This is a genomic window from Pseudomonas savastanoi (genome assembly GCF_020917325.1).
Taxonomy (GTDB): domain Bacteria; phylum Pseudomonadota; class Gammaproteobacteria; order Pseudomonadales; family Pseudomonadaceae; genus Aquipseudomonas; species Aquipseudomonas amygdali.
Map to the genome: position 1 here is coordinate 5,518,925 of NZ_CP076652.1, position 26,648 is coordinate 5,545,572.

General features: G+C 58.2%; 21 protein-coding genes. 11 read left to right on the plus strand and 10 right to left on the minus strand.

The features are described from left to right. The first annotated feature begins 5 nt into the window (after nucleotides 1–5). From KP808_RS23690 to msrA, 6 genes are all read left to right on the plus strand, one after another. Nucleotides 6–1,046: a threonine aldolase family protein gene (locus KP808_RS23690; protein WP_058408322.1), complete on the plus strand. Its 1,041-nt coding sequence runs from the start codon at nucleotides 6–8 to the stop codon at nucleotides 1,044–1,046. Between the two features lie 125 nt (nucleotides 1,047–1,171). After that, complete coding sequence (locus tag KP808_RS23695; RefSeq protein WP_230017039.1) at nucleotides 1,172–2,614, plus strand: TldD/PmbA family protein; 1,443 nt, start codon at nucleotides 1,172–1,174, stop codon at nucleotides 2,612–2,614. After that, nucleotides 2,614–3,939 carry a TldD/PmbA family protein gene (locus tag KP808_RS23700; protein ID WP_230017040.1) on the plus strand — a complete coding sequence of 442 codons (1,326 nt, stop codon included), beginning with the start codon at nucleotides 2,614–2,616 and terminating at the stop codon, nucleotides 3,937–3,939. The genes KP808_RS23695 and KP808_RS23700 overlap by 1 nt, the downstream gene beginning before the upstream one ends. 9 nt (nucleotides 3,940–3,948) lie before the next feature. Next, complete coding sequence (mdtD, locus tag KP808_RS23705; protein WP_058401179.1) at nucleotides 3,949–5,361, plus strand: multidrug transporter subunit MdtD; 1,413 nt, start codon at nucleotides 3,949–3,951, stop codon at nucleotides 5,359–5,361. Nucleotides 5,362–5,612: 251 nt separating this feature from the next. Then, nucleotides 5,613–8,306, plus strand: a complete 2,694-nt coding sequence (locus KP808_RS23710; protein WP_230017041.1) for a sensor domain-containing phosphodiesterase — start codon at nucleotides 5,613–5,615, stop codon at nucleotides 8,304–8,306. 147 nt (nucleotides 8,307–8,453) lie between these two features. Continuing rightward, nucleotides 8,454–9,101 (plus strand): peptide-methionine (S)-S-oxide reductase MsrA, encoded by a 648-nt coding sequence (gene msrA / locus KP808_RS23715; RefSeq protein ID WP_230017042.1) that lies wholly within the window; start codon nucleotides 8,454–8,456, stop codon nucleotides 9,099–9,101. A gap of 232 nt (nucleotides 9,102–9,333) precedes the next feature. Here msrA and KP808_RS23720 read toward each other — a convergent pair whose 3' ends face one another. Beyond that, nucleotides 9,334–10,170: a 23S rRNA (adenine(2030)-N(6))-methyltransferase RlmJ gene (locus tag KP808_RS23720; RefSeq protein WP_230017043.1), complete on the minus strand. Its 837-nt coding sequence runs from the start codon at nucleotides 10,168–10,170 to the stop codon at nucleotides 9,334–9,336. A gap of 380 nt (nucleotides 10,171–10,550) precedes the next feature. On the opposite strand from KP808_RS23720, the gene KP808_RS23725 reads away from it, so the two are divergent. Continuing rightward, nucleotides 10,551–10,781: a DUF6124 family protein gene (locus KP808_RS23725; RefSeq protein ID WP_230017044.1), complete on the plus strand. Its 231-nt coding sequence runs from the start codon at nucleotides 10,551–10,553 to the stop codon at nucleotides 10,779–10,781. A gap of 122 nt (nucleotides 10,782–10,903) precedes the next feature. Then, complete coding sequence (locus tag KP808_RS23730) at nucleotides 10,904–11,170, plus strand: hypothetical protein (RefSeq protein ID WP_058408329.1); 267 nt, start codon at nucleotides 10,904–10,906, stop codon at nucleotides 11,168–11,170. A gap of 224 nt (nucleotides 11,171–11,394) precedes the next feature. On the opposite strand, the gene KP808_RS23735 is transcribed toward KP808_RS23730, so the two are convergent. From KP808_RS23735 to gbcB, 3 genes are all read right to left on the minus strand, one after another. Then, nucleotides 11,395–11,571 (minus strand): hypothetical protein, encoded by a 177-nt coding sequence (locus tag KP808_RS23735; RefSeq protein ID WP_160329158.1) that lies wholly within the window; start codon nucleotides 11,569–11,571, stop codon nucleotides 11,395–11,397. A 108-nt stretch (nucleotides 11,572–11,679) separates the two neighbouring features. After that, a complete protein-coding gene (locus tag KP808_RS23740; protein ID WP_058408330.1) occupies nucleotides 11,680–11,874 on the minus strand; it encodes a hypothetical protein in 195 nt (64 codons plus the stop codon). Between the two features lie 137 nt (nucleotides 11,875–12,011). Then, entirely contained in the window at nucleotides 12,012–13,112 is a 1,101-nt protein-coding gene (gene gbcB / locus KP808_RS23745) for a glycine-betaine demethylase subunit GbcB (protein WP_005758176.1), read from the minus strand. Between the two features lie 309 nt (nucleotides 13,113–13,421). Between gbcB and gbcA the strand changes: the two genes are divergently transcribed. Both gbcA and KP808_RS23755 read left to right on the plus strand, forming a co-directional pair. Next, nucleotides 13,422–14,720 carry a glycine-betaine demethylase subunit GbcA gene (gene gbcA / locus KP808_RS23750; protein WP_002555658.1) on the plus strand — a complete coding sequence of 433 codons (1,299 nt, stop codon included), beginning with the start codon at nucleotides 13,422–13,424 and terminating at the stop codon, nucleotides 14,718–14,720. Between the two features lie 203 nt (nucleotides 14,721–14,923). Beyond that, nucleotides 14,924–17,332, plus strand: coding sequence for a fibronectin type III domain-containing protein (locus KP808_RS23755; protein WP_230017045.1), 2,409 nt, complete (start codon nucleotides 14,924–14,926; stop codon nucleotides 17,330–17,332). Nucleotides 17,333–18,204: 872 nt separating this feature from the next. Here KP808_RS23755 and etfB read toward each other — a convergent pair. From etfB to KP808_RS23785, 6 genes are all read right to left on the minus strand, one after another. Continuing rightward, nucleotides 18,205–19,002: an electron transfer flavoprotein subunit beta gene (gene etfB / locus KP808_RS23760; protein ID WP_230018964.1), complete on the minus strand. Its 798-nt coding sequence runs from the start codon at nucleotides 19,000–19,002 to the stop codon at nucleotides 18,205–18,207. Next, nucleotides 18,992–20,212, minus strand: a complete 1,221-nt coding sequence (gene etfA, locus KP808_RS23765; RefSeq protein ID WP_230017046.1) for an electron transfer flavoprotein subunit alpha — start codon at nucleotides 20,210–20,212, stop codon at nucleotides 18,992–18,994. The genes etfB and etfA overlap by 11 nt, the downstream gene beginning before the upstream one ends. Continuing rightward, nucleotides 20,212–22,173: a dimethylglycine demethylation protein DgcB gene (gene dgcB / locus KP808_RS23770; RefSeq protein ID WP_230017047.1), complete on the minus strand. Its 1,962-nt coding sequence runs from the start codon at nucleotides 22,171–22,173 to the stop codon at nucleotides 20,212–20,214. Before dgcB ends, etfA begins: the two co-directional genes overlap by 1 nt. A 116-nt stretch (nucleotides 22,174–22,289) precedes the next feature. After that, nucleotides 22,290–24,350, minus strand: coding sequence for a dimethylglycine demethylation protein DgcA (dgcA, locus tag KP808_RS23775; RefSeq protein WP_044320870.1), 2,061 nt, complete (start codon nucleotides 24,348–24,350; stop codon nucleotides 22,290–22,292). 15 nt (nucleotides 24,351–24,365) lie between these two features. Next, entirely contained in the window at nucleotides 24,366–24,896 is a 531-nt protein-coding gene (locus KP808_RS23780; protein ID WP_005613912.1) for a DUF5943 domain-containing protein, read from the minus strand. 84 nt (nucleotides 24,897–24,980) lie between these two features. Continuing rightward, nucleotides 24,981–25,958, minus strand: a complete 978-nt coding sequence (locus tag KP808_RS23785; protein ID WP_004663330.1) for a dipeptidase — start codon at nucleotides 25,956–25,958, stop codon at nucleotides 24,981–24,983. Between the two features lie 228 nt (nucleotides 25,959–26,186). Between KP808_RS23785 and KP808_RS23790 the strand changes: the two genes are divergently transcribed. Beyond that, nucleotides 26,187–26,597 carry a lysozyme inhibitor LprI family protein gene (locus KP808_RS23790; RefSeq protein WP_058408336.1) on the plus strand — a complete coding sequence of 137 codons (411 nt, stop codon included), beginning with the start codon at nucleotides 26,187–26,189 and terminating at the stop codon, nucleotides 26,595–26,597. The last annotated feature ends 51 nt before the right edge of the window (nucleotides 26,598–26,648 follow it).

Here is a 26,648-nt window from a genome sequence, read left to right on the forward strand (position 1 = left end):
CGGCCATGACAGACCAAAGCCAACAGTTCGCCAGCGACAACTATTCCGGTATCTGCCCTGAAGCCTGGGCAGCCATGGAGCAGGCGAACAAGGGGCATCAACGTGCCTATGGTGACGATCAATGGACTGCACGCGCATCAGATGATTTCCGCCGTCTGTTCGAAACCGACTGCGAAGTGTTTTTTGCCTTCAACGGCACAGCGGCCAACTCGCTGGCGCTGTCATCGCTGTGCCAGAGTTACCACAGTGTCATCTGTTCGGAAACGGCTCACGTTGAAACCGATGAATGCGGCGCGCCGGAGTTTTTCTCCAACGGCTCCAAACTGCTGACAGCACGCAGCGCAGGCGGCAAGCTGACCCCGGAGTCGATTCGCGAAGTGGCGCTCAAGCGTCAGGATATTCACTACCCCAAACCGCGCGTCGTGACGCTGACCCAGGCCACCGAGGTAGGCGGCGTTTATCAGCCCGAAGAACTCAAGGCAATCAGTGCGACCTGCAAGGAGCTGGGCCTGCATCTGCACATGGACGGTGCCCGCTTCTCCAATGCCTGCGCCTTTCTGGAAGCCTCACCGGCAGAACTGACCTGGAAATCCGGTGTCGATGTGCTGTGCTTCGGCGGTACGAAAAACGGCATGGCGGTGGGTGAAGCCATCCTGTTTTTCAACCATGACCTGGCTGAAGACTTCGATTACCGCTGCAAACAGGCCGGGCAACTGGCGTCGAAAATGCGCTTTCTGTCTGCGCCGTGGGTCGGGCTGCTGGAAAACGACGCCTGGCTCAAACACGCCCGCCACGCCAACCATTGCGCACAACTGCTGGCCGAACTGGTCAAGGATATTCCCGGCGTGGAGCTGATGTTTCCGGTACAGGCCAATGGCGTGTTTCTGCAATTGTCGGAACCGGCCATTGCAGCATTGACCGCCAGGGGCTGGCGTTTCTATACCTTCATCGGCAACGGCGGCGCACGCTTTATGTGCTCGTGGGACACCGAAGAAGAGCGCGTGCGTGAACTGGCCGCCGATATCAAGCTGGTGATGCAGGGCTGAAGCGTCTGGCTCAAAGCTTGCAGGTGCAGCCTGGCAATCGTGGAGGGTAATCTCCCTCTCAACGGTAATCGGCTCAAAAGGCCGCCCGGACTTCACTGACCACCCTCAAGAAGGAGCTTGTCTGCATGTTCGATTTCTCCGCCCGGCTCAAGCAGCATTTCGCTGCTCTGCAGAGTGAAGCGCAATTTTTTTCCGTACGTTACGTGCACCGCACCGGCCAGCGCCTGTGCGTGCGCAAGAATGTGGCCGAGCCACCGTCGCTGAGCAGCGACGAGGGCGCAATGCTGACCGTGCGCCTGAACGGTGTTGAAGCCTACGCCGCCACCAACGACATTTCCCTTCGGGGTTTGCAAGCCGCCTTGCAGCAGGCCGAAGCGCTGGCACGTCGCCTGGCACCACACGCGTTGCTGAACCTGAGCGATCAAGCTGTCTCGACCGCCAAGGCTGACTATCTGTCGCCGCACATGGATCAAGCCTTCCCGCCACTGAGCGACTGCATCGGCCTGCTGATGGCCGAGTCCAGCGCCGTCCCGAAAGACGAACGGCTGGTCAACTGGCAGGCCGTACTGGGGCTGGAAACGGTTGAGCAGATTTACCTGAACACCGCGGGCGCAGAGCTTCGTCAGGCGCAGCGCTTCGTTTTTCCGGGCCTGAGCGTCACCGCCTACGATGGCCGTGACAGCCAGACGCGTAACCTGGGCGGCGACAACTTCGGCCAACAGGGCGGTCTTGAAGTGCTGAGCAGTTGCGGTCTGATCGGCTCTGCGGCCAACGTCGCCGATGAGGCCTTGCAGCTTATCCTCGCACCCAACACACCGTCAGGCCCACGCGACCTGCTGCTGATGCCGGATCAGATGGTGCTGCAGATTCACGAGTCCATCGGCCATCCGCTGGAACTGGACCGGATTCTCGGCGACGAGCGTAATTACGCAGGTACCAGCTTCGTCAAGACGACCGATTTCGGCACCCTGCAATACGGCTCCAGCCTGCTGAACGTGACGTTTGACCCGGACATTCCTGAACAACTGGCCAGCTACGCGCACGACGACGATGGCACGGCCGCCAGTAAACAGTTCCTGATTCGTGACGGCCTGTTGCAACGCCCGCTCGGCGGCGCACTGTCGCAATACCGCAGCGGCCTGGACGGGGTCGCCAACAGCCGCGCCTGCGGCTGGAACCGTGCGCCCATCGATCGCATGGCCAACCTGAACATCGAACCGGGCGACCAGTCACTGGACGGCCTGATCGGTAACATCGAGCACGGCATTCTGATGTCGAGCAATCGCTCCTGGTCCATCGACGACGCGCGCAACAAGTTCCAGTTCGGCTGCGAATGGGGCCAATTGATTGAAAACGGTGAACTCAAGGGCGTGGTGAAGAACCCCAACTATCGGGCGATTTCTGCACAGTTCTGGAAAAACCTCAGCGCAGTCGGTGACGCCAGCACCTTCAAAGTGCTGGGCACGCCCAACTGCGGCAAGGGCGAACCCAATCAGGTGATCCGTGTAGGCCATGCCTCTCCGGCGTGTGTGTTTGCCAATGTCGATGTGTTTGGAGGGGATGCCTGATGTCGCACCAACAGCAATTCGAGGCGCTGGTCGCCGTGCTCAAGGCTGCCATCAGCCCGACGGAACACTTCACCCTGGCCTACGACGCCGAAGCGTCCGATTTCATTCGTTTCAACCACGGCCATGTTCGGCAGGCCGGGAGCGTGCAGCAGGTCATTGCGACCTTCAAACTGATCGACAACGGGCGTCATGCCAACCTGGAAGTGACCCTGTCCGGAGATCAGGAGACCGACACTCGACGCCTTTCCAACGCCTTGCAGCAGTTGCGCGAAACCCTGCCTTCGCTGGCGAAAGACCCGTATCTGTTGCCTAACATACAGGCCTGGCAGAGCAGCAATGTGCAGGACTTACCGCTGCCGGACAGTGCAAAAGTGGTCGAGCAGATCAGCCAACTGTCAGGCGACCTCGATCTGGTGGGTTTTTACGCGGCTGGCCCGCTGTACCGCGGTTTCGCCAGTTCGTGGGGCGCGCTGGGCTGGCATCAGGCCAACAGCTTCAATTTCGACTGGAGCCTGTTTCATGAAAACGGCCAGGCGGTGAAAGCCAATTACGCAGGTCACGACTGGAACAACGAAGCGTTCGTGCAACGCTTTCAGCAGGCCCGTGAGCAGCTCGAATTTCTCGGCCGCCCACTGCACACCCTCAAGCCCGGTCAATACCGAGCCTATCTGGCTCCGGCGGCGCTGGACGAAGTCATTGGCATGCTCAGCTGGGGCGGCTTTTCCGCGCAAGCGGTGGCCAGCAAGCGCAGCCCGTTGCAAAGGCTGTATGACGGCGAGACTCATTTCAGCCCGCTGATCAGCTTCGACGAGCAAGTCAGTGGCTCGCTCTCGCCAGCCTTCTCGCGCGAAGGCTACCCGCGCAAGGACCTGAAGCTGATCGTCAACGGGCAGGCCCGCGAGCGACTGGTGGACTCAAGCAGCGCCGCTGAGTACGACCTGCCTGCCAACGGCGCGGATTATGGCGAAGGTCCAAGCGCGTTGAGCATTGCCGGCGGCTCGCTGGAGCTGGACCAGATCCTTGAAAAGCTAGGCACAGGCCTTTACATCAGCAACCTGTGGTACCTGAACTTTTCGGATCGCGCTGCCGCACGTCTGACCGGGATGACACGTTTCGCAACATTCTGGGTCGAAGACGGCAAGATCGTCGCACCGGTCAGCACCATGCGTTTCGATGACAGCGCCTACAGCCTGTTGGGTAGCGCACTGGAGGACCTGACTCGCGAGCGGGAACTGATTCTTCAATCGAGTACCTACACTCAGCGCCAGACGGGGTCGATTCAACTGCCCGGCGCTCTGATAAGCCGACTCACCCTAACCTTGTAGCAGGAGCTTATGTCGAACTCAGCAGCGCCAATCATGGATGAAAAGACCCTGCGCTGGATGCCCTGGGTCATCGCCATTGCGTTCTTCATGCAAAGCCTGGACGGCACGATCCTCAACACCGCCCTGCCGTCCATGGCCAGCTCGCTGGCTCAAGACCCCCTGCGCATGCAGTCGGTGGTTATCGCCTACATGCTGACCATCGCACTGCTGATCCCGGCCTCGGGCTGGATTGCCGATCGTTTCGGGATCAAGCGCATCTTCTTCAGCGCCATTTTGCTGTTCAGCTTCGGCTCGCTGCTGTGCGCGCTGTCCTGGTCGCTCAATGTGCTGGTGGCGGCGCGGGTGATTCAGGGGCTGGGTGGCGCGCTGATGCTGCCCATCGGACGCCTGATCGTCTTGCGTGCGTATCCGCGGTCGGAGCTGGTACGGATCATGGGCTTTATCACCGTGCCCGGTCTTCTGGGACCGTTGCTGGGGCCAACGCTTGGCGGCTGGATGGTCGAGTACCTGAGCTGGCACTGGATTTTCCTGCTCAATATTCCGGTCGGGATTCTCGGCTGCTATGCCGTCAAACACTTCATCCCCGACCTTCCCGGAGGCGGTCGAACGCGTTTTGACGGTATCGGGTTCATCCTGTTTGGCGCGGCAATGGTGCTGATCACCATTGCCCTTGAGGGGCTGGGCGAGCTGAACCTGCCACACATGCGCGTGGTGCTTCTGCTGTTTGTCGGGATGGGCTGCCTGGCAGCCTACTGGCTACGCGCCGGGCACATTGAATCGCCATTGTTTGCCCCTTCGCTTTTTCGCACCCGCACGTTTGCCGTTGGCATTCTGGGCAATCTGTTCGCCCGTCTGGGCAGCGGAGCCTTGCCGTTCCTGATCCCGCTGCTGCTGCAAGTGGCGCTGGGGTATTCGCCCTCCGAGGCGGGCATGAGCATGTTGCCGCTGGCAGCTGCAGGAATGTTCGCCAAGACGGTAGCGCGTTGGCTGATCGAGCATATGGGCTATCGCCTCATTCTGACCGGTAACACATTGCTGCTGGGCATCCTGCTGGCAAGCCTGGCACTGGTCGATGTGCAGACGCCGTACTGGGTTTTGCTGGTGCATCTGGGCCTGCTCGGCGCGGTCAACTCCTTGCAGTTCACAGCGATGAATACCGTCACCCTGATCGATCTGGACGATGCCAGCGCGGCAAGCGGCAACAGCCTGCTCTCGGTGGTGGCCCAACTCTCACTGAGCCTTGGGGTCGCAAGCGCTGCGGCCTTGCTGGGCGGTTTCAGCGAAGAAGTTGCCACCGGCGAGCTCAGCAGCGTGCTGGAGGCTTTCCAGCTGACGTTCCTGAGCGTCGGAGTTCTGGCCATGTTTGCCGCCGGGATTTTCCTGCAGTTGCCAGCGAAGGAGGCCAAGGCCGCGACAACCTGATTGACAACCCTTCTGGACAAGAGCAAACCTGCATGGCGAAATCCCCCTTTAAAACAGGGACTTTGCCCGAAAAACGAGCAGTTTCAAGTATCCGACCAGATACATTGAAGAACCTGGGCAACCGGCCGACACTTTTATAGCACTAAGCCACTGTGGTCTCTTGTAAGCACGAGCCGCATCATGCAACCTTGCCATACGCGAAAGTGGGGTTTACGCCCGTCGCGACTAGTATTTCGGAAGCGAGTTTGTTCATGAAAAGCCAAACCGATGCTGCCGGTAGATCCGCAGCCGAGGTAGTGACGCAATTGCCAGTGCCTTCGCGCCTGGGCATGCTGCGTTTCGAGCGGCTGAATGAAGCCAATTGGGCGCTATTGTTTCTCGATCCGAATTGCGAAAAGCAGTTCGGCCTGCCTGCCGTCGACCTTTGCGCCTTGATTGGATCCCCTTATGCCAGCCTCATGGAGCCGCAAGCACGTTATCAACTGCATGACGACATCCAGCAGCAACTGGCTTCTTCTCCGAATTACCTGATTCGCTACACCCTGCACAGCCCCAAGGGTACGCTTGGTTTGCTGGAGATCGGCGAAGCCTACAAGCAGCACAATCGTCATCTGCTGCGTGGTTATTTTCTGATCGTCGATGGCCTTGTCACAGAAAGCGAGATCGCCACTGACTCCGATCTCGAAACCCGCAACCTGCGCCTGCAGATTGCCCTTGAACTCAACCAGCGCGCCCAGCGTGACCAGTTTGCGCATCTGGAACGCGTGCGCGCCCAGCAGGACCTGATCCTGCGCCTGACCCGGCATCGTTACACCACAGCCAATACCCTGCTGGAAGCGGCAAAGCTGATCACCAAAAGCGCTTGCGACATTTATGACGTCGATCATGTCAGTATCTGGAACCTCACCGACAAGCGTCTGGAGCCGATCACCGACTATCGTCGCGAAAGCGGCGACTATCAGTCGCGTACTCCGATTGATATCAGCGCCTACCCCACCTATCTGCAAGCGCTTAATACCAGCAGGGCGATTGACGCCAGCAATATCCAGACCGACCCGCGCACCCGCGAAATGGCCGAAAGCCTGACGCCTGGAGAAGACAAGGCGGTCCTCGATGCGAGTATTCGTATCGATGGCCAGGTCATTGGCGTGCTCTGCCTGGAACAGTCCGGCTCGATACGCGAGTGGCAGTCCGACGAGATCGCCTTCGCTGGCGAGTTGGCCGACCAGTTCGCCCAGGTCATCAACAACCACAACCGTCGGGCCGCGACCAATGCGCTGCACCTGTTCCAGCGTGCGGTCGAACAAAGCGCCAACGCCTTTCTTCTGGTCAACTGCAACGGCGTGGTCGAATACGTCAACCCAAGCTTCACGGCGATCACGCAGTACAGTTCCGATGAGGTCTCCGGGCACAAGCTCTCGGAACTGCCTGCGCTGGAAAACCTCAACCAGTTGTTGCTGGAAGCCAACTCCAGCCTGACCAACAGCAACAGCTGGCAGGGCGAGTTCAAAAGCCGACGCAAGAACCTCGAACCCTACTGGGGCCAGCTGTCGATTTCCAAGGTGTATGGCGATAATCGCGAGCTGACGCACTACATCGGCATCTATGAAGACATCACTCAGAGCAAGCTGGCCCAGCAGCGTATCGAGCGCCTGGCCTACACTGACAACCTGACCAATCTGGGCAACCGTCCGGCCTTCATCCGCAACCTGGACGAACGTTTTGCCCGTGACACCGACACGCCGATGAGCCTGTTGCTGGTCGACATCGACAACTTCAAGCGCATCAACGACAGCCTCGGCCACCAGACCGGCGACAAACTGCTGATCAGTCTGGCGCGCCGCCTGCGTAACACCCTGAGCCCGACCGACGTGCTGGCGCGCTTTGCCAGTAACGAATTCGCCGTTCTGCTCGACAACACGGATCAGGAAGCCGGACAGGCCACCGCCAGTCAGGTACTGGCCACGCTGGACAAGCCGATGTTCGTCGATAATCAGCTGATCAGCGTCACCGGCTCGGTGGGCCTTGCCTGCGCGCCGCTGCACGGTCGTGACCCGCAGACCCTGATGAAAAACGCAGGTCTGGCCCTGCACAAGGCCAAAGCCAACGGCAAACATCAGGTTCAGGTGTTTACCGAAGCATTGAATGCCGAGGCCAGTTACAAGCTGTTTGTGGAAAACAACCTGCGCCGCGCCCTGACCCAGAACGAACTGGAGGTGTTCTACCAGCCCAAGCTGTGTCTGCTGACCGGTCGTCTGCTGGGCATGGAAGCGCTGCTGCGCTGGAATCATCCTGAAAAAGGCATGATCCGCCCCGATCAGTTCATCAGCGTGGCGGAAGAAACCGGCCTGATCATCCCCATCGGCAAGTGGGTCGCTCGCCAGTCCTGCCGCATGAGCAAGGACCTCACCGCCGCTGGTTTCGGCAATTTGCAGGTGGCGATCAACGTGTCACCCAAGCAGTTTTCCGACCCCGAACTGGTGTCATCGATTGCCGCTATCCTCAGAGAAGAAGAGCTGGATCCTTCGCTGCTGGAACTGGAACTGACCGAAGGCCTGCTGTTGGAAGCCACCGAAGACACGCGCCAGCAGCTGGACTCGCTGAAGAAGCTTGGCCTGTCGTTGGCCATGGATGACTTCGGCACCGGTTACTCCTCATTCAGCTACCTGAAGAAATTCCCCATTGATGTGATCAAGATCGATCGCAGCTTCATCCGCGATATTCCGGATGATGAAGACGACATGGAAATCACCTCTGCGGTCATCGCGATGGCCCACAACCTCAAGCTCAAAGTGGTCGCCGAAGGCATTGAAACCGCTGCACAGCTGGCGTTCCTGCGCCGTCATCGTTGCGATGTGGGCCAGGGCTATCTGTTCGACAAGCCTATCCCTGGCGAAGAGCTGATCGAGAAACTGAAGCGCTACCCGCGTCGTCCGTCCGCCTGACAACCTTCCCTGCACCCTGCTCTCTCGGGCACACTGTCAGGCTGTTATTACACGGCAGCACTTGTTTGTGCGTGTAACGGGACCTATGTAACTCTGCTCATCTGTCCTGGCCCCTGCTGCCTGTCTCTAAACGAGAGGATATGGTTCATGACTCTGCGCTCGGAAATTCTAGTGAACAAAAACGTACTGCCCACCGCCGAACAAGCACTGCCGGGTCGTGAAACGCCTATGGCGCTTCCGGAAACTCATTTCGTCAACGGCAACCCGCTGCTGGGACCGTTTTCGAGCAATGTGGAATTCGCCATCTTCGGCCTGGGTTGCTTCTGGGGCGCAGAACGCCGCCTGTGGCAACAGGAAGGTGTGGTGAGCACCGCCGTGGGGTATGCGGGCGGATTTACCCCGAACCCGACTTACGAAGAAGTCTGCTCCGGTCTGACTGGCCACACTGAAGTGGTGCTGGTTGTCTACGAGCCCGAGAAAATCAGCTACAAGTCTTTGCTCAAGGTGTTCTGGGAAGCGCACAACCCGACCCAGGGTATGCGTCAGGGTAACGACATCGGTACTCAGTACCGCTCGGTGATCTACTGCACCACTCCCGAACAGCTCGACGCCGCCAAGACCAGCGCTGCAAAATTCCAGGCGGAACTGAGCAAGGCCGGGCTAGGCGCAATTACCACTGAAATAGAAGAAGCTCCGACGGTCTACTTTGCCGAGGCATACCACCAGCAATATCTGGCCAAGAACCCTCAGGGTTATTGCGGCCTTGGTGGTACCGGAGTTTGTCTGCCAGCTTGAGCTGGCTGATTGGCAGGAAAAGGGGACTGATGCCTTGTTAGCAGGATAAGTGGGAGCGAGCTTGCTCGCGAAGGCAATGGTTCAAACGCCCTGTTTTCGAGGACTGCACTGGCCCTTTCGCGAGCAAGCTCGCTCCCACAAAAGCTCATTCATTGCTGCGTTTGGGAATACAAGAGCTATCTCCTGAACCTCTCGCACCCTTCGGGCTTCAGAGTGGTCACGACTGGTTCAATTACTCGGCGATCAACCAGTCCATCTTCCAGCCGCCCTGGGTCTGGCCCAGTTTGTCTGCCAGATAAGGCATCAGCTCACGCAGCTCTTCTTCCAGGCCCCACGGCGGGTTGGCGATGGCCAGGCCTGAACCGTTGAGGCTGGCCGGGGTGTCCAGCGGGTGGACGAACAGCTCGACGCGCAACAACTTGGGTGCGCCAGTCTCGGCCAGGTCCTGATAGAAGCGGCGCAGCAGGCGGGTATCCTTGATCGGGTACCAGATAGCAGCCACCGTCTGACGCATGCGTCCGATGGTTTCCTTGAGCGCTACAGCGCAGCGTTTCATTTCATCGAGCTGCTCGAACGGCGGGTCGATGAGCATCACGGCACGCTTTTCAGCCACCGGCAGCAAGGCGCGTGGCACATGCCAGCCCTCCCCCAGATGCACCGCCACGCGGCGGTCGCCCTTCATGTTTTCCTTGAGCAGACGCCCGTCTTCGGGGTGCTTCTCGTTGAGCAGCACACGCTCGCGCTCGCGGGTCAGGCGACGGGCCAGCTCCGGCGAGCCGGGGTAGTAGCGCAGCTCGCCGTCGGGGTTCATGTCGTGCAGCACTTGCAAGTAATCGGAGGCCAGCGCGGGCAAATCCGGTGCATCCCAAAGACGGCCGATGCCTTCCAGCCACTCTCCGGTGCGGGTGGCCTGATCGCCCTTGAGGTCGTATAACCCCAACCCCGCGTGGGTGTCGAGATAGGCGAACGGCTGCTCCTTGCGCGCCATGAGGGCGATCAAGCGAGTCAGAGTCAGGTGTTTGAACACGTCGGCGTGGTTGCCGGCATGGTAGGCGTGACGGTAATTCATGGCAGCTCCTGGCAAGCTGCGCAGTTTAGCAAACCTGAGCAATGAACAAGAATTTGTAACGAATTTGCGGGACTCGTCTCTTTCGTTTGAAGGAAATTTCCGAGAAACTCCCGCCCCCTTGTGCCTGCCGATTTCGATCACTACTCTGCGCCCGTCGCTGCATATTCAGCGATGAGGATTAGTAGCCCTCGTTAAATCCAGGCGCATTGCGCCACCTTGTGCAGGTGCCCTTTCACGGCCTGCATTTTTTATGGTGGTCGTGCGTGGGGCATCTTCGGATGCACCGGGGTTCCTGGACCGGGCTACTACCTGCGCATGATCACCACCCTCGCTTAGTAGCCGACGGTGATGGTCTTCTAAAACTCCAGGAGATACATCACATGCTGAAAATCGTCCCCGACCCATCCCTCTTCAACGCCCGCCCCAAAGTCAGCCATGAAGATGCGCTGATGTATGCCAGCGACCTGCTGCGCTGTGCTGCAACCAGCGCCTTTGAATTCAGCGACAGCATGACCGGCGCGCAGCGAGACATGACGCTCACCATCATGCACCTGGTGGACATGGCAAAGGTCATGGTCGACGACACAATAGAAAACCTGCAAATCGAATAGCATGACCTGAACTGAAAACGACGTACCTGTAGTCAATCCTGCCATGTGCGACGCACAGGACTTGCCCTTGGCAGTCTGCCCTACCAGAATCGGAAAAAAGCCCGATCAAAGGAACAGAAGCCATGATGCACGCAGATTTGATTGACCAGGAAGACCTGCTCGGCCAACTCAGAGCCCTGGGCTTCGAAGCACCCGGCGGCGCAACCGCTGAACAAGCCTGCGCGCAAGCCGTTTGCGGCCTGAACGTCGAACGCGCTACAGCCCTGCGACGTCTGGTAGAGCAACTCCTGACCGGCAGTGCCACCCTCCTCCCCGCCGTCCGCCAGGCCATCGACCAGCAACTGCTGCCAGCGCTGGCGGCTTATAAGCAGAGTCACAGTGGGTCATGAAGTCCCGGCTAAATCCTGACTACGCAGCGCGACGCAGATGTATGACGCAGAGCGCCACGACAGGCATTCCGACACCGGAGCGTGCGCAACGATAATCTCGACTATCGTGCGAAGCTCAGCGTCGGAATGCACTTCCGGGCGCTCTGCGTCCGGTCTTGAACAGGCAACAGCCCGGATACAAGGGCTGCTGCTGATGAAGGAAGGAGGGAAGTAAGGAAGAAACGCTACAGGCGGCTAATGACTTGCACTGCAATCAATGTGGCAAGCGCGGCCAGGGCTCCTGTGGCGAACGGCAAAAGGCCTATGCGCGATGCAAACGACTCCTTTGCATTCATGCGTGCGTCCAGATCGGCTATTTCACGACTTACGGGTGAATCAACTTTTGAAGTTAAGGTATCCATGATTCGTCCTGTAAAAATATAGTGCAGGCCTATCGCGAGCCCTATGAAAGCAATCTGAACCGTTCACCCGCAAATTTCAAGAGATCGCCTGGACTCCTCGTCGGTCGGTCAGCTTGGAGCAAGCAGCTTGAGGACTGCGCTACCTGCAGTTATAAGTCCCGCGCCCACCAGAAACGGATACCAGAAAGCCTCTCGTTTCAGTTTTTTGTCTTCAGACAACAGCTTTCGCGTTTCTGCAACGAGCTTGCGACATTCCAATTGCAGCTTCTCAAGCTCAAGATTGTGACGATTATTTTGTAACATCACACGTCCTGTGGAATACCGGCATTGCAGCTCGCAATGCCCTAAACAGAAAACCGATGATTACCCTTCGAGGTCATTGTGTAAATCATCTTTATGATACAGAAACACATTAAATCTAAAGACACGAGACGAATGCCTCAATACTCAATCCGCACATCCCCCTTCGGTACGCTGCAGCAGGACAGAATGTAGCCCTCTGCAACATCCTCGTCGGTGATACCGCCGTTGTGCTCCATTTCCACTTCGCCGCTCAGCTTCATGACCTTGCAGGTGCCGCAAATGCCCATACCACAGGCTTTGGGGATCATCAGGCCGAGTTTGGCGGCGGCGGCGTGGACGGTTTCGCCCGGGGCCACGCGAATGCTCTTGCCGGTGTCGGTGAATTCCACCTGATGCAGGTCGGCGGCGTCGACATCCGGCGCGTCGGCTGCGATTTCAGCCTGCTCGACTGCATCGGCCCGCGCCTCAGGCGGTGTCGCGCCGAACGACTCTTCATGGTATTGCGCCATGTTGAAGCCGTTTTCCAGCAGCAGTCGCTTGACCGCCGCCATGTACGGCGTCGGCCCGCAGCAGAACACCTCGCGGTCCATGAAGTCCGGGGCCATCAGTTCAAGCATTTTCTGGTTAAGGTAGCCGCGATAACCGGCCCACGGTTCACCCAGCCCATGCTTTTCGCAGACCAGATGCAGGCTGAAGTTATCGATCCGCGATGCCATGTGCTCCAGCTCACGGTGATAGATGATGTCCTTGGGCGAGCGGGCGCTGTGCACAAACACCATGTCGACATTGGCGTTGGTGTCATAGAACCAGCGCGCCATGGACATCACCGGCGTGATGCCGACGCCACCGCTAAGGTAGAGAATCTTCGGGTTGGGGAAATCGATGGCATTGAACAGCCCGACCGGCCCGTGCACGGCCAGTTCCTGACCCTCACTGAGTGTGTCGTGCAGGTAGTTGGAGACCTTGCCGCCCGGTACGCGTTTGACGGTGATCGAAAAGCTGTAGGGCACCGACGGTGAGCTGGAGATGGTGTAAGAGCGCATGATCGGCAGACCATCGATCTCCAGCTCCAGGGTCACGAACTGCCCTGGCTTGAAAAAGAACATGATCGGCTGGTCGGCCATGAAGCAGAAAGTGCGCACATCCCAGGTTTCCTGGATGACTTTGACGACACGTACCAGGTGGCGACCGTTGGCCCATGTCTGGGTCGTGACCGGGCTCAGGAAACTTTGCGACATACTCGATCTCCACGGCCGACTGTCGGCCTCTCATGCTGCGGATTCTGCGTAACGCGCGAGGCGGCCATTTACCTATCAACGACATTCACGTACTTACCGCGACCAGCCCCGGACAACAAGGGCTGTCGCGTCGGGAACGGATGCGGCCATGTCGCCCATGGATAAGGTTCACTCAGCGCCCGGCTCCACACTCGCCACCAAGGGTCATGAGCATAATTGACTGATCTATCGTCATGCGTGCAACGCGATCACACCCGTATCAGCCACATTCGCAGGCCGCCCATGCCGCGGTCATGAGGGATTTAATCGATGGACGTCACCGCAACCTTGAGCCTGGGCGATCCGCTGGAACCTGCACGCAAGGCCACTGCCGAGATGCTGCAGAATCGCGAGCGCACCTACTCGCTGCCGCAGCCTTTTTACAGTGATGACCGACTGTTTGAAATCGACATGCAGGAAATCTTTCACAAGGAGTGGCTGATTGCCGGGATGACGTGCGAGATCCCGACCAAGGGCAATTACCTGACGCTGCAGATCGGCAAGAACCCGATCCTGGTGGTGCGTGGTCCGGACGGTGCAGTCAACGCGTTCCACAACGTATGCCGCCATCGCGGCTCGCGCCTGTGCACCGCCGAGAAAGGCAAGGTCGCCAAACTGGTTTGCCACTACCACCAGTGGACCTATGAGCTGGATGGCCGCCTGCTGTATGCGGGCACTGAAATGGGCGACGACTTCGACATGAAGCAGTTCGGCCTCAAGCCGGTGCACGTCAAGACCGCAGGCGGTTACATTTTCATCAGCCTGGCGGAGAACCCGCCTGCCATCGACGAGTTCCTGTCGACGCTGCGGCACTACATGGAACCCTATGATATGGAGAACACCAAGGTGGCGGTGCAAACCACCTTGATGGAAAAGGCCAACTGGAAGCTGGTGCTGGAGAACAACCGCGAGTGCTATCACTGCGGTGGCTCGCACCCTGAGCTGCTCAAAACCCTGCTGGAATGGGACGATGTCACAGACCCGCGCGCCGATCAGGCCTTCAAGGACCATGTAGCCGCATCCGCCGCCGCCTGGGACGCCGAGAAAATCCCCTACGCCCACGCCAGTTTCGGCCTGCGTAACCGTATCGTGCGCATGCCGCTGCTCAAAGGCACGGTGTCGATGACTCTGGACGGCAAGGTTGGCTGCAAGAAACTGATGGGCCGCATCCAGAACCCGGACCTCGGCTCGATGCGCATTCTGCATTTGCCGCACTCCTGGAACCACTGCATGGGCGATCACATCATCGTATTCACGGTGTGGCCGATCAGTGCGCAGGAAACCATGGTCACCACCAAGTGGATTGTCCACAAGGATGCAGTCGAGGGTGTGGACTACGACGTGGAACGCATGCGCCAGGTCTGGGATGCCACCAATGATCAGGACCGCCGTCTTGCCGAAGAAAACCAGCGCGGCATTAACTCTACCGCCTATCAACCCGGGCCTTATTCGAAAACCTATGAGTTCGGCGTGGTCAACTTCGTCGACTGGTACAGCTCGCGCATGCTGGAAAACCTCGGGGCAGAGCCTGCACCCTATCTGAAGGGCGTGGCGGTGAATCACGAGTAGAGGGCACACCTGCCCTTGGCAATACTGAGTACGGCTCACTCTCCAGCGAGGTGAGCCTGCTCAAACGATCGTCGACTGACGAATTTCCCGTTTCCCCCGCACAACAACTCCTCCGCCGATACCGTCATTTCTGACAGTTACCTGAAAACCCCTCTCGTGATCAACTCTCGTTGAAGTCAATCCAACGGAAGGAGACACGGACTATGCTCAAGCCAAAAATCATTAATCAATATAAAAACAAAACAACCGATGCCGCCTCGGCCATGCCGGATATAAGGGGCAAAAATATTCTCATGGGGTTCTGGCATAACTGGCCTTCCGAACCCGGTCAAGGTTACCAGCAAGGCCTCTTCAAAGAGATGGCGCTGACCGACATACCCGAAGCGTATAACGTCGTGGCCGTGGCCTTTATGAAAGGTGCCGGCATTCCCACCTTCAAACCTTATAACCTGAGTGATGATGCGTTTCGCGCTCAGGTGGCAGCACTGAATGCACAAGGCCGTGCAGTGCTGATTTCTCTTGGCGGGGCTGACGCGCATATTGAGTTGCATGCCGGTCAGGAAGATGCACTGGCCTATGAAATTATTCGTCTGGTTGAAACCTATGGCTTTGACGGCCTGGATATCGACCTTGAACAAGCTGCTATTACCTTTGCCGATAACCAGACCGTATTACCGGCTGCGTTGAGGATGGTGCGCGAGTATTACGAGACAGAAGGGAAGCACTTCATCATCAGCATGGCCCCGGAATTTCCTTACCTTAGAGTCAGCAAAAAACTGCCTTTATTGAAAGAAATCACTGCGTACTTTCCGTTCCTAAAAGACGTCGTGACGTTTCTGGAATCGTTGAGAAGCGGCGGCGCTTACCTGGCCTACATCAACGCACTGGAAGACATCTATGACTTTATCGCGCCACAGTATTATAACCAGGGCGGCGATGGTATATGGGTTGATGAGCTGAACCTGTGGGTCACTCAAAACAACGACGCCCATAAGAAAGAGTTTATTTACTACCTGACCGACAGCTTGATCCACGGCACGCGTGGCTTCACTAAAATTCCGGCCGACAGGCTGGCCATTGGTCTACCGACCAACAATGACGCCGCCGCCACCGGTTACGTGGTTGATCCGCAGGACGTCAAGGATGCACTGCAAGAGCTGGAAGACGCCGGCAATCCGATTCGCGGGCTGATGACCTGGTCAGTCAACTGGGACGCCGGCAAGGACAAAAGCGGCGAGGAGTACAACTGGGAGTTCGTGAACCGCTACGGTTATCTCACCGGAGGCGAAACACCTGTACCGGAAAAACCATCAGTACCTGCTGATCTCAGATCAACCGAAAAAACTGCAACGTCGGTGAAACTGAACTGGTCACTCTCGGAAGGCCCGCAACCGGTCTTGCAATATGAATTGCGTCGTAACGGTGCGGACTCCTTTCTTGTAGACAACCCTGTTTATAACAATACCGGCCTTCAGCCCGGTACTGCTTACAGTTACCAGGTGCGTGCAATTGATGTCATGGGCAACACATCCGAATTCTCGGCCGCACTCACCGTGCGTACACAGAGTGAAGGCGGAGGCGATGCAAAACCGACGACACCTGTATTGAGCCTCGCGGAGGTCACCGAGAGCAGCGTGTCGCTAACGTGGACACCGTCTACCAGCGATAGCCAAATCGTCAGGTATCAAATTGGCCGCAATGGCTGGCCTTTTCAAACGATCGCAAGCGTAACGACCGCGTATACCGATAGCGACGTCACTGCCGATACTCAGTATGAATACTACGTCGTTGCACAAGATACCGAACTTCAGTGGTCAGAGGTCAGTAATGTATTAAAGGTCAAGACCGCTGGCGAAACACCTGTGCCCGGTAACCCGTCACTGCCTCTCGACTTCAAATCCACCGAACAGACCACAACGTCGGTAACGCTCGACTGGAGCAAGGCGAAAGTTGCTCACGTCCAATATGACCTCTTCAGGGATAATGTTTTTTTACAGCGCGTTGAAAGCGCACCCCTTACTGACGCAAGTGTCTTGCAAAGCCGTCTTTATGGTTATCAGATCCAGGCGATTGACAGCGTGGGAAACAGCTCTGAGCGCTCTGAAACGCTCTTGGTCACTACAAAGTCCGAGCCCTCTGACGATCGCCCTACGCCACCAGGCAACTTACGCCAGACCGCCGCAACAATGACCAGTGTTTCATTAGAGTGGGACGCGTCTTTCAGTGCACTGGGTGTCGCGTCCTACCGCCTCATAACCTTTGGCGGGGAGACAGTGAGTCTCGACGCCACAACACTCAAGTACACTGTGGAAGGACTAACAGCGGCTAAAACGTATCAGTGTCTTGCCGGCGCGCTCGATACAGAGAAAAACCTGTCTGGCCCAAGCAATGTTGTACACGCTTCGACCAGCGCAGCGATTCCTGAGTGGAAAACAGCTCAATCCTATTTGGAGGGGGATAAAGTGACGTATGGCGGCGACACCTATATCTGTCTCAATCCTCACACCTCACAAATAGACTGGAAGCCAGGGAGTGCACCAACGTTGTGGGCGCTTTGGGTGGAGCAAGCAGGCGGCAAACTTTATCCCGGTTTGCCGAAAAAATGGCTGTGATCCTCGTGGCGTCAGGTACCTGCTGCCATAGCCGATGAGACGGGCTTGAAAATATAGCGACGAAATGACTTATCCACACAGCCTTCAAAGCGTTCATGTGGGTGAGTCGTTGCGCTGACGCAGGAATGCACTGGATAACAATCACTTATCCAGATCAACTTGCAAACATGGCACCTGTACATTTTTTGCTCAAAACCTTGTAGCCCGCAGTTTCACTGGGTTACAGAGGAGCGCAAACACCTTATCCACAGAAGCGCCAACAGACTTTGGGTACAACTTCGTCCCAATCACCCGGCCTGCTGTGGACAACGTATGAAATGGCTGAAAAACCACCCGAATGAACCAACGCCGCACACAAAACCCTGCTTTGATCATTTTTTATACAAAACCTCCAAAGCCTTTACTTACAAGGCTTGCAGGTAATCACAAACAACTTGTCCACAAGCACGCTCACAGAGATTGTGGGCAAACCCAGTGGCTGGCAGATGGCAGTGCGCATTTATCCACAAAAAAAATGCAATGAAAATAAAGAGTTAGATTGATCGTTTTTTGAACACCACTCCAAAAGCCACGTTCTACAGGCCCTTCAGACGTTCACGAACACATTATCCACAGGCACACGCACAGGGATTGTGCGTAAGTCTTCCCGAAAAGAATATTGGTCAAGGCCGTACAGGCGTGACGTTCAAACGAGCCATTTTGCTACCCATCACCATTTCGAGTTTCAACCGCAGTTACGAAAACGCGGATGTAAAAGTCGAGGTCAGTAATGGCGATGGTCTAGACGGGAGTATTTCCTATGCCTACTCCCGGCCTCTCTCCGAGCAGAAAGGCAAACCGCCCATCAAAGAGGGCAGCACAAGACCATAGCCTTACTTTACGACGCCCTCATCGATCAACAGCTTCAGAATCGCGGCTGCGCCCTCTTCCGGGCACAGCCCCTTCAGCACTTGGCCTGCGCCGCCGCTGGCCTTGGCAGTGGCGGCTTTCATGCGATCAGCGCCGCTCTTGGCCTTGATCACTTTCAGGCGTTTAGGCCGCGGTCTGGCTGGCTGCAGCGATTGGTTGGTCAATAACTCATCGGCAACGACCTGAACTCTTTCGGTGTCCAGCGTGCCACGCTGTGAGGGCCCGAATGCGCTCTGTCGAGGTTTGGGAGCCGCGTTATCCACAGTGGCCAGAAACGGCAGGCGGACCTTCAGCCGACGACGCTGGCCGCGAGGCAGAGCCTGCAACACCACTGCGGTACCGTTGTTCAGCGACTCGACTTCAGCCAGACCGGTCACCAATGGCCAGCCCAGCCTTTCAGCCAACAGAAAGGGCAGCATGCCCGACCCTTCACCGGTTTCAGCCTGACTGCCAGCCAACACCACCTGTGCGGCAGAATCGCGGAGGTAGTCAGTCAGAGCGACCAGCGCATCGGCGCCCTCGGGTTGCTCCAGCACATGTAGCTCGTTGAGCCCCATGCCAAGGTAAGCGCGCAGCGCCGGTTCTTCGGCATTGCCGGCGTGCAGTACCTGCAAGTTATCCCCAGCCAGCTGCAAGCCAAGCTCGACGGCCCGCGCATCCTGTTCGGCGCGGCGCGCACGACCCGATGTCGGGTGGGCCCCGATTGACACCAGACTGATGATCTGTACCGCATGCTTATCCACAGACACTTCAGGCTGCATCACGCTTACCTCCGCTGCGCCAGGCTGCCACCGCAGCGATCAATGCCGTGAGCACTTCGGCGCTCTCGCCGATGACCGATAGATCAGCGCGTTTGACCATGTCGCACCCCGCATCCAGATTGATCGCAATGACCTTGTCACAGGCGCCGATGCCCTGCAGATGCTGGATGGCCCCGGAAATACCAACGGCAACATACACCCTTGCGGTCACCCAGGTGCCACTCGCGCCTACCTGACGCTCGCGGCCCATGAAACCATCGTCCACCGCCACCCGCGACGCCCCTTCGGTGGCCCCGAGTGCCGAAGCGGCGTGATGAAACAGGTCCCAGTCTTTGACACCATTGCCGCCAGACAGAATGAATTCGGCTTCAGCCATGGGGATAACTCCGGGATCGACGGCAACCGCTCCCAGGTCTTCGATACGCGGCAGGCTGCGTGCTATGCCTGTGGACAACTCGACCGGCACTACCTCGTGGCGGGTTTCGCTCACCGGTTCGGCACACTCTACGGCGGCCAGAATCAGACGGGCCAAAGGCCGAACCAGGTCTTCGCGCCCGGCTCCTGCCCGACTTATGCACAGCTGGTCCTTGACCTGCCAGACCCGCGTTGCAGGTCGCTCGCCGATGCTGGCGGCAAAACGTCTTCCCAGTTCGCCACCGCCGGTGCGGCTATCCGGCAGCAGCCAGTGGCGCGGGGTGAACTGGTTATCCACAGCTCGCAATACCTGCACGCGCTGTTCCGGTGAATAACCGTCGAACCCGGCACCGTCGATAATCAATAACCGATCCACGCCAGCAACGTCGAACGCAGTTTCCTTGTGTTCGCCGAACACCACTGCCAGCACGGCACCGTCGGCTCCCGCAAGCTGACGCGCCAGCCCCAATAGATCGCGGTCGTGGCTGCTCAGGCGGCCGCCGACCATATCGGGCACCACCGTGATATAGAACGCTGGCTCGACGATGGTATGCAGTGGCAACTGCACGTCGGCGACGGCTGAACGCTTGACCGCGCCACCCTGCTGAGCGCCGCTACGGTCGATGCGCTTTATACCGTTGGGACCGATAAAACCCTGGCCATGCACGTTCTTGCGCAGCAAACCTTTTGGTCCCATCCAACTGCTCTGCGCAGGCTGCATGGCGGCATGCAGCGGATGCAGTCGATTGCGAGCGATCCATTCGGCACGAGGGTCGCGGCGGATAATGTCGCTCATCAGTGCACCTCCGCGGGTTCACGTTTGCTGGCAACAGACGGGCTGGGGATAACTTCTTCAATCAGCGCGTCGGCCACCAGCTCGGCGATATCCTTGATCAGCGGGCGCGGTTCAACCACGCCTTCAAGCATGGCTGTGCACTGTGGACAACCGACTGCTACCACCTCGGCAGCGGTTTCACGAATGTCGTCCATGCGCATGTCGGGAATTCGCTGTTTGCCGGGGATATCGGTAATCGGCGCGCCGCCACCACCGCCACAGCAGCGGGAACGAAAGCCCGAGCGCTGCATTTCCCTGATCTCGATACCCAATGCGCGCAGCACTTCACGCGGAGCCTCGTATTCACCGTTGTAACGGCCCAGGTAACACGGGTCGTGATAGGTCACGCTGGCGCCTTTGTGCTGGCCCAGATTCAAGGCACCATTGCGCACCAGTTCAGCCATGAAGGTGCTGTGATGCTGCACCTGATAGTCGCCACCAAAAGCGCCATATTCGTTTTTCAGCACATGAAAGCTGTGCGGGTCGCAGGTCACGATACGCTTGAAGCTGTAATTGGCCAGGGTCTGAATGTTGCGTCGGGCAAGTACCTGAAAGGTTGCCTCATCGCCCAGACGCCGTGCCACGTCACCGCTGTCGCGCTCTTCGAGGCCCAGCACGGCGAAATCGATCCTGGCCGCTTTAAGCACTTTGACGAAGGCGCGCAGCGTGCGCTGATTGCGCATGTCGAACGCGCCGTCCCCCACCCAGAACAGCACGTCCACACTCTTTCTCTCGCTGAGCAGACTCAGGTTCAGATCCGCTGCCCAGTTCATCCGACCACCCGGTGCAAAACCGCCGGGGTTATCGGTGGCGATCAGGTTATCCAGCACCTCGGCACCCTTGTTTGGCGTCGCGCCCTTTTCGAGGGTCAGGTGACGGCGCATGTCGACGATGGCATCGACGTGCTCGATCATCATCGGGCACTCTTCGACGCAGGCTCGGCACGTGGTGCAGGACCACAGCGTTTCGGCGTCCACCAGCCCGTTGACGATGGGCTGATGTGGATTGCCGCCATGCTCGCCCAGCGGCTTGCCTTTGCCATCCAGCGACGGATATGGACTGCCCGCAAATTTTGCGTCGGTGCCACCGGCAAGGCCGACCACCATGTCCTGAATCAACTTTTTCGGGTTGAGTGGCTGGCCTGCCGCAAACGCCGGGCAGGCCGCTTCGCACTTGCCGCACTGCACGCAGGCGTCGAAGCCCAGCAGTTGATTCCAGGTGAAGTCCTGAGGTTTCTCCACACCCAGCGGTGCGGTTCGATCGTTCAGGTCCAAAGGTTTCAGGCCCGTGGAACGTCCACCACCAAAACGCTCGGCACGCCGGTGCCAGGCCAGGTGCAGCGCCCCGGCAAAGGCATGCTTCATCGGGCCGCCCCAAGTCATGCCGAAGAACAGCTCGCTAACGCCCCACAACACGCCCAACCCGAGGATCACAACCAGCACCCAGCCACCAAAATGCTCGGGAAGAATGCCCGCCACCGGCAGCGTGACCAGAAAGAAACTCGCTGAAAACGCCATGAGGCTTTTCGGCAGACGCATCCAAGGCCCTTTCGACAAACGCGCGGGCGGATTGAGACGACGCTTATATACAAATACCGCGCCGACAAACATCACCGCCGTCATTAGCAATAGCGCGTAGCCAAGAACGCGGTTATGCAGGCCGAAGCCGTGCACCAGAATCGCCAGCACGATTGAGGCAACCGCCCCGCCTGCAGTGGCAACATGGGTGTTGGCGATGTATTTATCGCGTGCGACTACGTGGTGCAGGTCAACCATGTAGCGCTTGGGCATGGCCAGCAGCCCGCCGAGCAAGTCGACTTTCGAGGGCCGTCCGTTGCGCCACATGCTCACCCGCCGCCACGCACCCAGCGCCGCAAGGGCCAAGGCGCTGAACAGCAGGATGGGAAGAAGGGTGTCTAGCATCACGTTGCCCTCAAGGTGCAAGCTTTAAGCTGGAAGCCTCAAGCTGCAAGCTTCAAGAAAAAGCACCGAGCAAAGGCTTCTACTTGCAGCTTGCCGCTTGCAACTTGTAGCTGTTCTCAAAAATCCTTGCACAGGCGCAAGCCGTCATAGATCGCTGCATGAGTATTGCGCTGCGCCACGCAGTCGCCGATACGGAACAACAGGTAACCGTCGCCCGGCTGGCTCAATGAAGGCTGTGGCTGAATGGCGAACAGCGCATCGATGTCGATCTGGCCCTTGTTGCGCGAGCCTTCCTTGAGCGCGTAATAGATCGCTTCGTCCGGACGCACGCCGTTTTCCACAACCACTTGATCGACCACTCGCTCTTCCTTGGCACCGGTGTATTCGTTCTCCAGCACCGCCACCAGCTTGTCGCCCTCGCGATAGACCTTTTCCAGCATCATGTCGCCGGTCATGATCACTTCCTTGGGGTACATGCTGCGGTAGTAGGTCGGGAACGAGGTTCCGCCAATTGCCACGCCCGGCTTGATGTCATCGGTGACGATTTCGACCTGGCTACCCTTGTCGGCCAGATAGTCGGCTACCGACATGCCGGTGAACTCGCAGATGGTGTCGTAGACCAGCACGTTCTTGCCCGGCGCAACTTTACCATCCAGCACGTCCCAGCTGCTGACCACCAACCCCTCGGCAGCGCCCCAGTGTTCGTTCTGCTCCAGAAACGGATGACCGCCCACCGCCAGCACCACGATGTCTGGGCGCAGGTCGAGGATGGTTGCTGCATCGGCCGCAACGCCTAGACGCAAATCTACTTTCAGGCGCGCCAGCTCCAGCTGGAACCAGCGCGTAATACCGGCAATCTGGTCGCGCTGCGGTGCCTTGGACGCGGTAGTGATCTGCCCGCCGATGAACTCCTTTTTCTCGAACAGCGTTACGTCATGGCCACGCTCGGCAGATACCCGAGCCGCTTCCATACCGGCAGGACCGGCACCGACCACCACGACCTTGCGTTTTGGCCCGGCTGATTTTTCGATGATGTGCGGCACGCCCATGTATTCGCGGGACGTCGCAGCGTTCTGAATGCACAGCACATCCAGCCCCTGATACTGGCGGTCGATGCAGTAGTTGGCACCGACGCATTGCTTGATCTGATCGATCTGGCCCATCTTGATCTTGGCGATCAGGTGCGGGTCGGCAATGTGCGCGCGGGTCATGCCGACCATGTCCACATAGCCGCCTTCCAGAATGCGCGTTGCCTGGTTCGGGTCCTTGATGTTCTGCGCGTGCAGCACCGGGGCCTTGACCACTTCCTTGATCCCGGCAGCCAGGTGCAAAAACGGCTCCGGTGGATAACTCATGTTCGGAATGACGTTGGCCAGGGTGTTGTGGGTGTCGCAACCCGAGCCCACCACGCCGATGAAATCGATCATGCCGGTGTCGTCGTAATACTTGGCAATCTGTTTCATGTCCTCGTGACTGAGGCCATCGGGGTGGAACTCGTCGCCACAGATGCGCAGGCCCACACAAAAGTCGGGGCCGACCTCCTTGCGCACCGCCTTGATGACTTCCAGACCAAAGCGCATGCGGTTCTCGAAACTGCCGCCCCATTCATCCGTGCGCTTGTTGACCCGCGGGCTCCAGAACTGGTCGATCATGTGCTGGTGCACCGCCGACAACTCGACCCCGTCCAGCCCACCGGCCTTGGCACGCGCCGCTGCGCTGGCGTAGTTGCCGATCACCCGCCAGATCTCTTCCGGTTCAATGGTCTTGCAAGTCGCACGGTGTACCGGCTCGCGAATGCCTGACGGCGACATCAGGGTCGGCCAGTGATCACCATCCCAGCGCGAGCGACGGCCCATGTGAGTAATCTGGATCATGATCTTGGCACCGTGCTTGTGCATGGCGTCGGCGAGGTTCTGGAAGTGCGGGATGATTCTGTCGGTGGCCAGATTGACCGATTTCCACCAGCCTTGCGGGCTGTCGATGGCGACACTTGATGAACCGCCGCAGATGGCCAGACCGATACCGCCCTTGGCCTTCTCTTCGTAGTACTTCACATAACGGTCGGTGGTCATGCCGCCGTCTGTGGCATAAACCTCAGCGTGCGCGGTACTCAGCACACGGTTACGGATTGTCAGTTTGCCAATCTGGATCGGCTGGAACATCGCTTCGAAAGCCATAACGCGATCCTCGATTTACAGCGGCTTGACGACAAACAGTCCGTCGTCGTGACCTTCTTCGGAGCCACCGTAAACCTGCTCGGCTACGGTACGGATCGAGCTGCCGCTGGCGGCGAGTATCTGGTCCATCGCCCCGGCAAACCAGCCGGTGAACATGTAGTCGACCTTGCGCCCGACCTTGCCGTAGACATACACGAAACAGGAGTGCTCAAGCTTCACGCTGGCGGTGCCTTTTTCGATATCGATGTCCTGAATCTTGAACAGTCCCCAGCCGCGTTGCGACAGACGCTTCATGTAGTGCTCGAACACGGCAACACCTTGCAGGCCGTGGCATTCGGCTTCCTTTTCACACCAGTGCCAGGCGGACTTGTAACCGGCTTTGTAGAGAATGTCAGCGTAGGCATCGGCACCCAGCACTTCTTCGATGCCCATGTGGTTGTTGACGAAAAAGTGCCGGGGCACATAGAGCATCGGCAACGCATCGGAGGTCCAGACGCCGGTTTCGCTGTCGACTTCGATAGGCAGTTGCGGGGCGATTTTAGCCATGGGGGTCAAACTCCAGATGATTCGGGTTACACCCACCGCCTGAAAGGCCGCGGGGGTTCAATTCGATAAGGTGTGGCTGGCGGATTACTCGCCCCAGACGTCGGCCAGTACGTTGACCCAGTTCTCGCCCATGATCTTGCGCACCACGCGTTCGGAGTGACCGCGCTTGAGCAACGTTTCAGTCAGATTGGGAAACTCGCCCACGGTGCGGATGCCCAGCGGGTTGATGATCTTGCCGAAGCTGGTCAGGCGGCGGGCGTAGCCCTTGTCGTGGGTCAGGTATTCGAAAAACTCCTGACCGTGCCCCTGGGTAAAGTCAGTACCAATGCCGATGGCATCTTCACCCACGATGTTCATCACGTATTCGATGGCTTCGGCGTAATCGTCGATGGTCGAATCGATGCCCTTGGCCAGAAACGGCGCGAACATGGTCACGCCTACGAAGCCGCCGTGGTCGGCGATAAACTTCAGTTCAGCGTCGGACTTGTTGCGCGGGTGTTCCTTGAGGCCGGACGGCAGGCAGTGGGAATAGCAGACCGGCTTTTTCGATTCGAGTATGACCTCTTCCGAGGTTTTCGAGCCGACGTGGGACAGGTCGCACATTACTCCGACCCGGTTCATTTCAGCGACGATCTCACGTCCGAAACCCGACAGCCCGCCGTCGCGTTCGTAGCAGCCGGTGCCGACCAGGTTCTGGGTGTTGTAGCACATCTGCACGATGCCGACGCCCAGTTGCTTGAAGATCTCGACGTAACCGATCTGGTCTTCATAGGCATGCGCATTCTGGAAGCCGAAGAGGATGCCGGTCTTGCCCAGTTCCTTGGCCTTGCGAATGTCGGCGGTGGTGTGCACCGGCATGACCAGGTCGCTGTTCTCGCGCATCAGTTTCTGGCTGCTGCAGATGCTGTTGATAGTGGCCTGGAAGCCTTCCCATACCGACACCGTGCAGTTGGCCATGGTCAGGCCGCCCTTGCGCATGTCTTCAAACAGCTCGCGGTTCCACTTGGCGATGATCAGCCCGTCAATAACGATGCTGTCGGCGTGCAATTCGGCTGGGCTCATCAGGCTGTCCCCTTTTTTGATTCCGGCGCGCCGAATCGGCTGTCGGCGCTAATGGGGTCAGCATATGCCGGAGGGTCGCGTGAACCGGGTGCAAAAACGACAGGGGGTTTGCCGAAAGCGTCAAGATGCGACAAAGGGTGACGGCGTGTCGCCCCACGATGTCGTAAACCTGTTCATTGTCTCGCGCTTGAGACAGAATCCAGCGTATCAATGGATCGGAGCGACTCGATGAAAACGTTTTTGCTGACCCTGGCCCTGATGGCAACGGCTGTGACAGGCGTACAGGCTGCTCAGAACCCGGATGTCTCGCCTTGCGACGGTGTCGACGATGACAAGCAGACTCTGGAGTGCTCGGCTTACAGCCGCACGACTGCAGAAGAATTGCTCAAGGAAAATTTCAACAACCTGCTCAAGCGTGTTCAGTCGCAGTTCGTTGCCAACAAGACGCAGTTCAACGACTTTACCAGCAAACTCAAGACCGCCCAGCAAGCCTGGGAGAAGCTGCGTGACGCAGATTGTGCCGTTGAGGTATTCCCTTCTGCGGCAGGCAGCAAAGCATTCACCATCAGTGAAAACGACTGCATTGCGCGCATGAGCGACGAGCGCTCGGAGTACCTGGAGTCGATTGCACAGGAATAACGTCTACGATGAGATAACCTGCTTCTTTATATGAACGAGCTCATCAGGTTT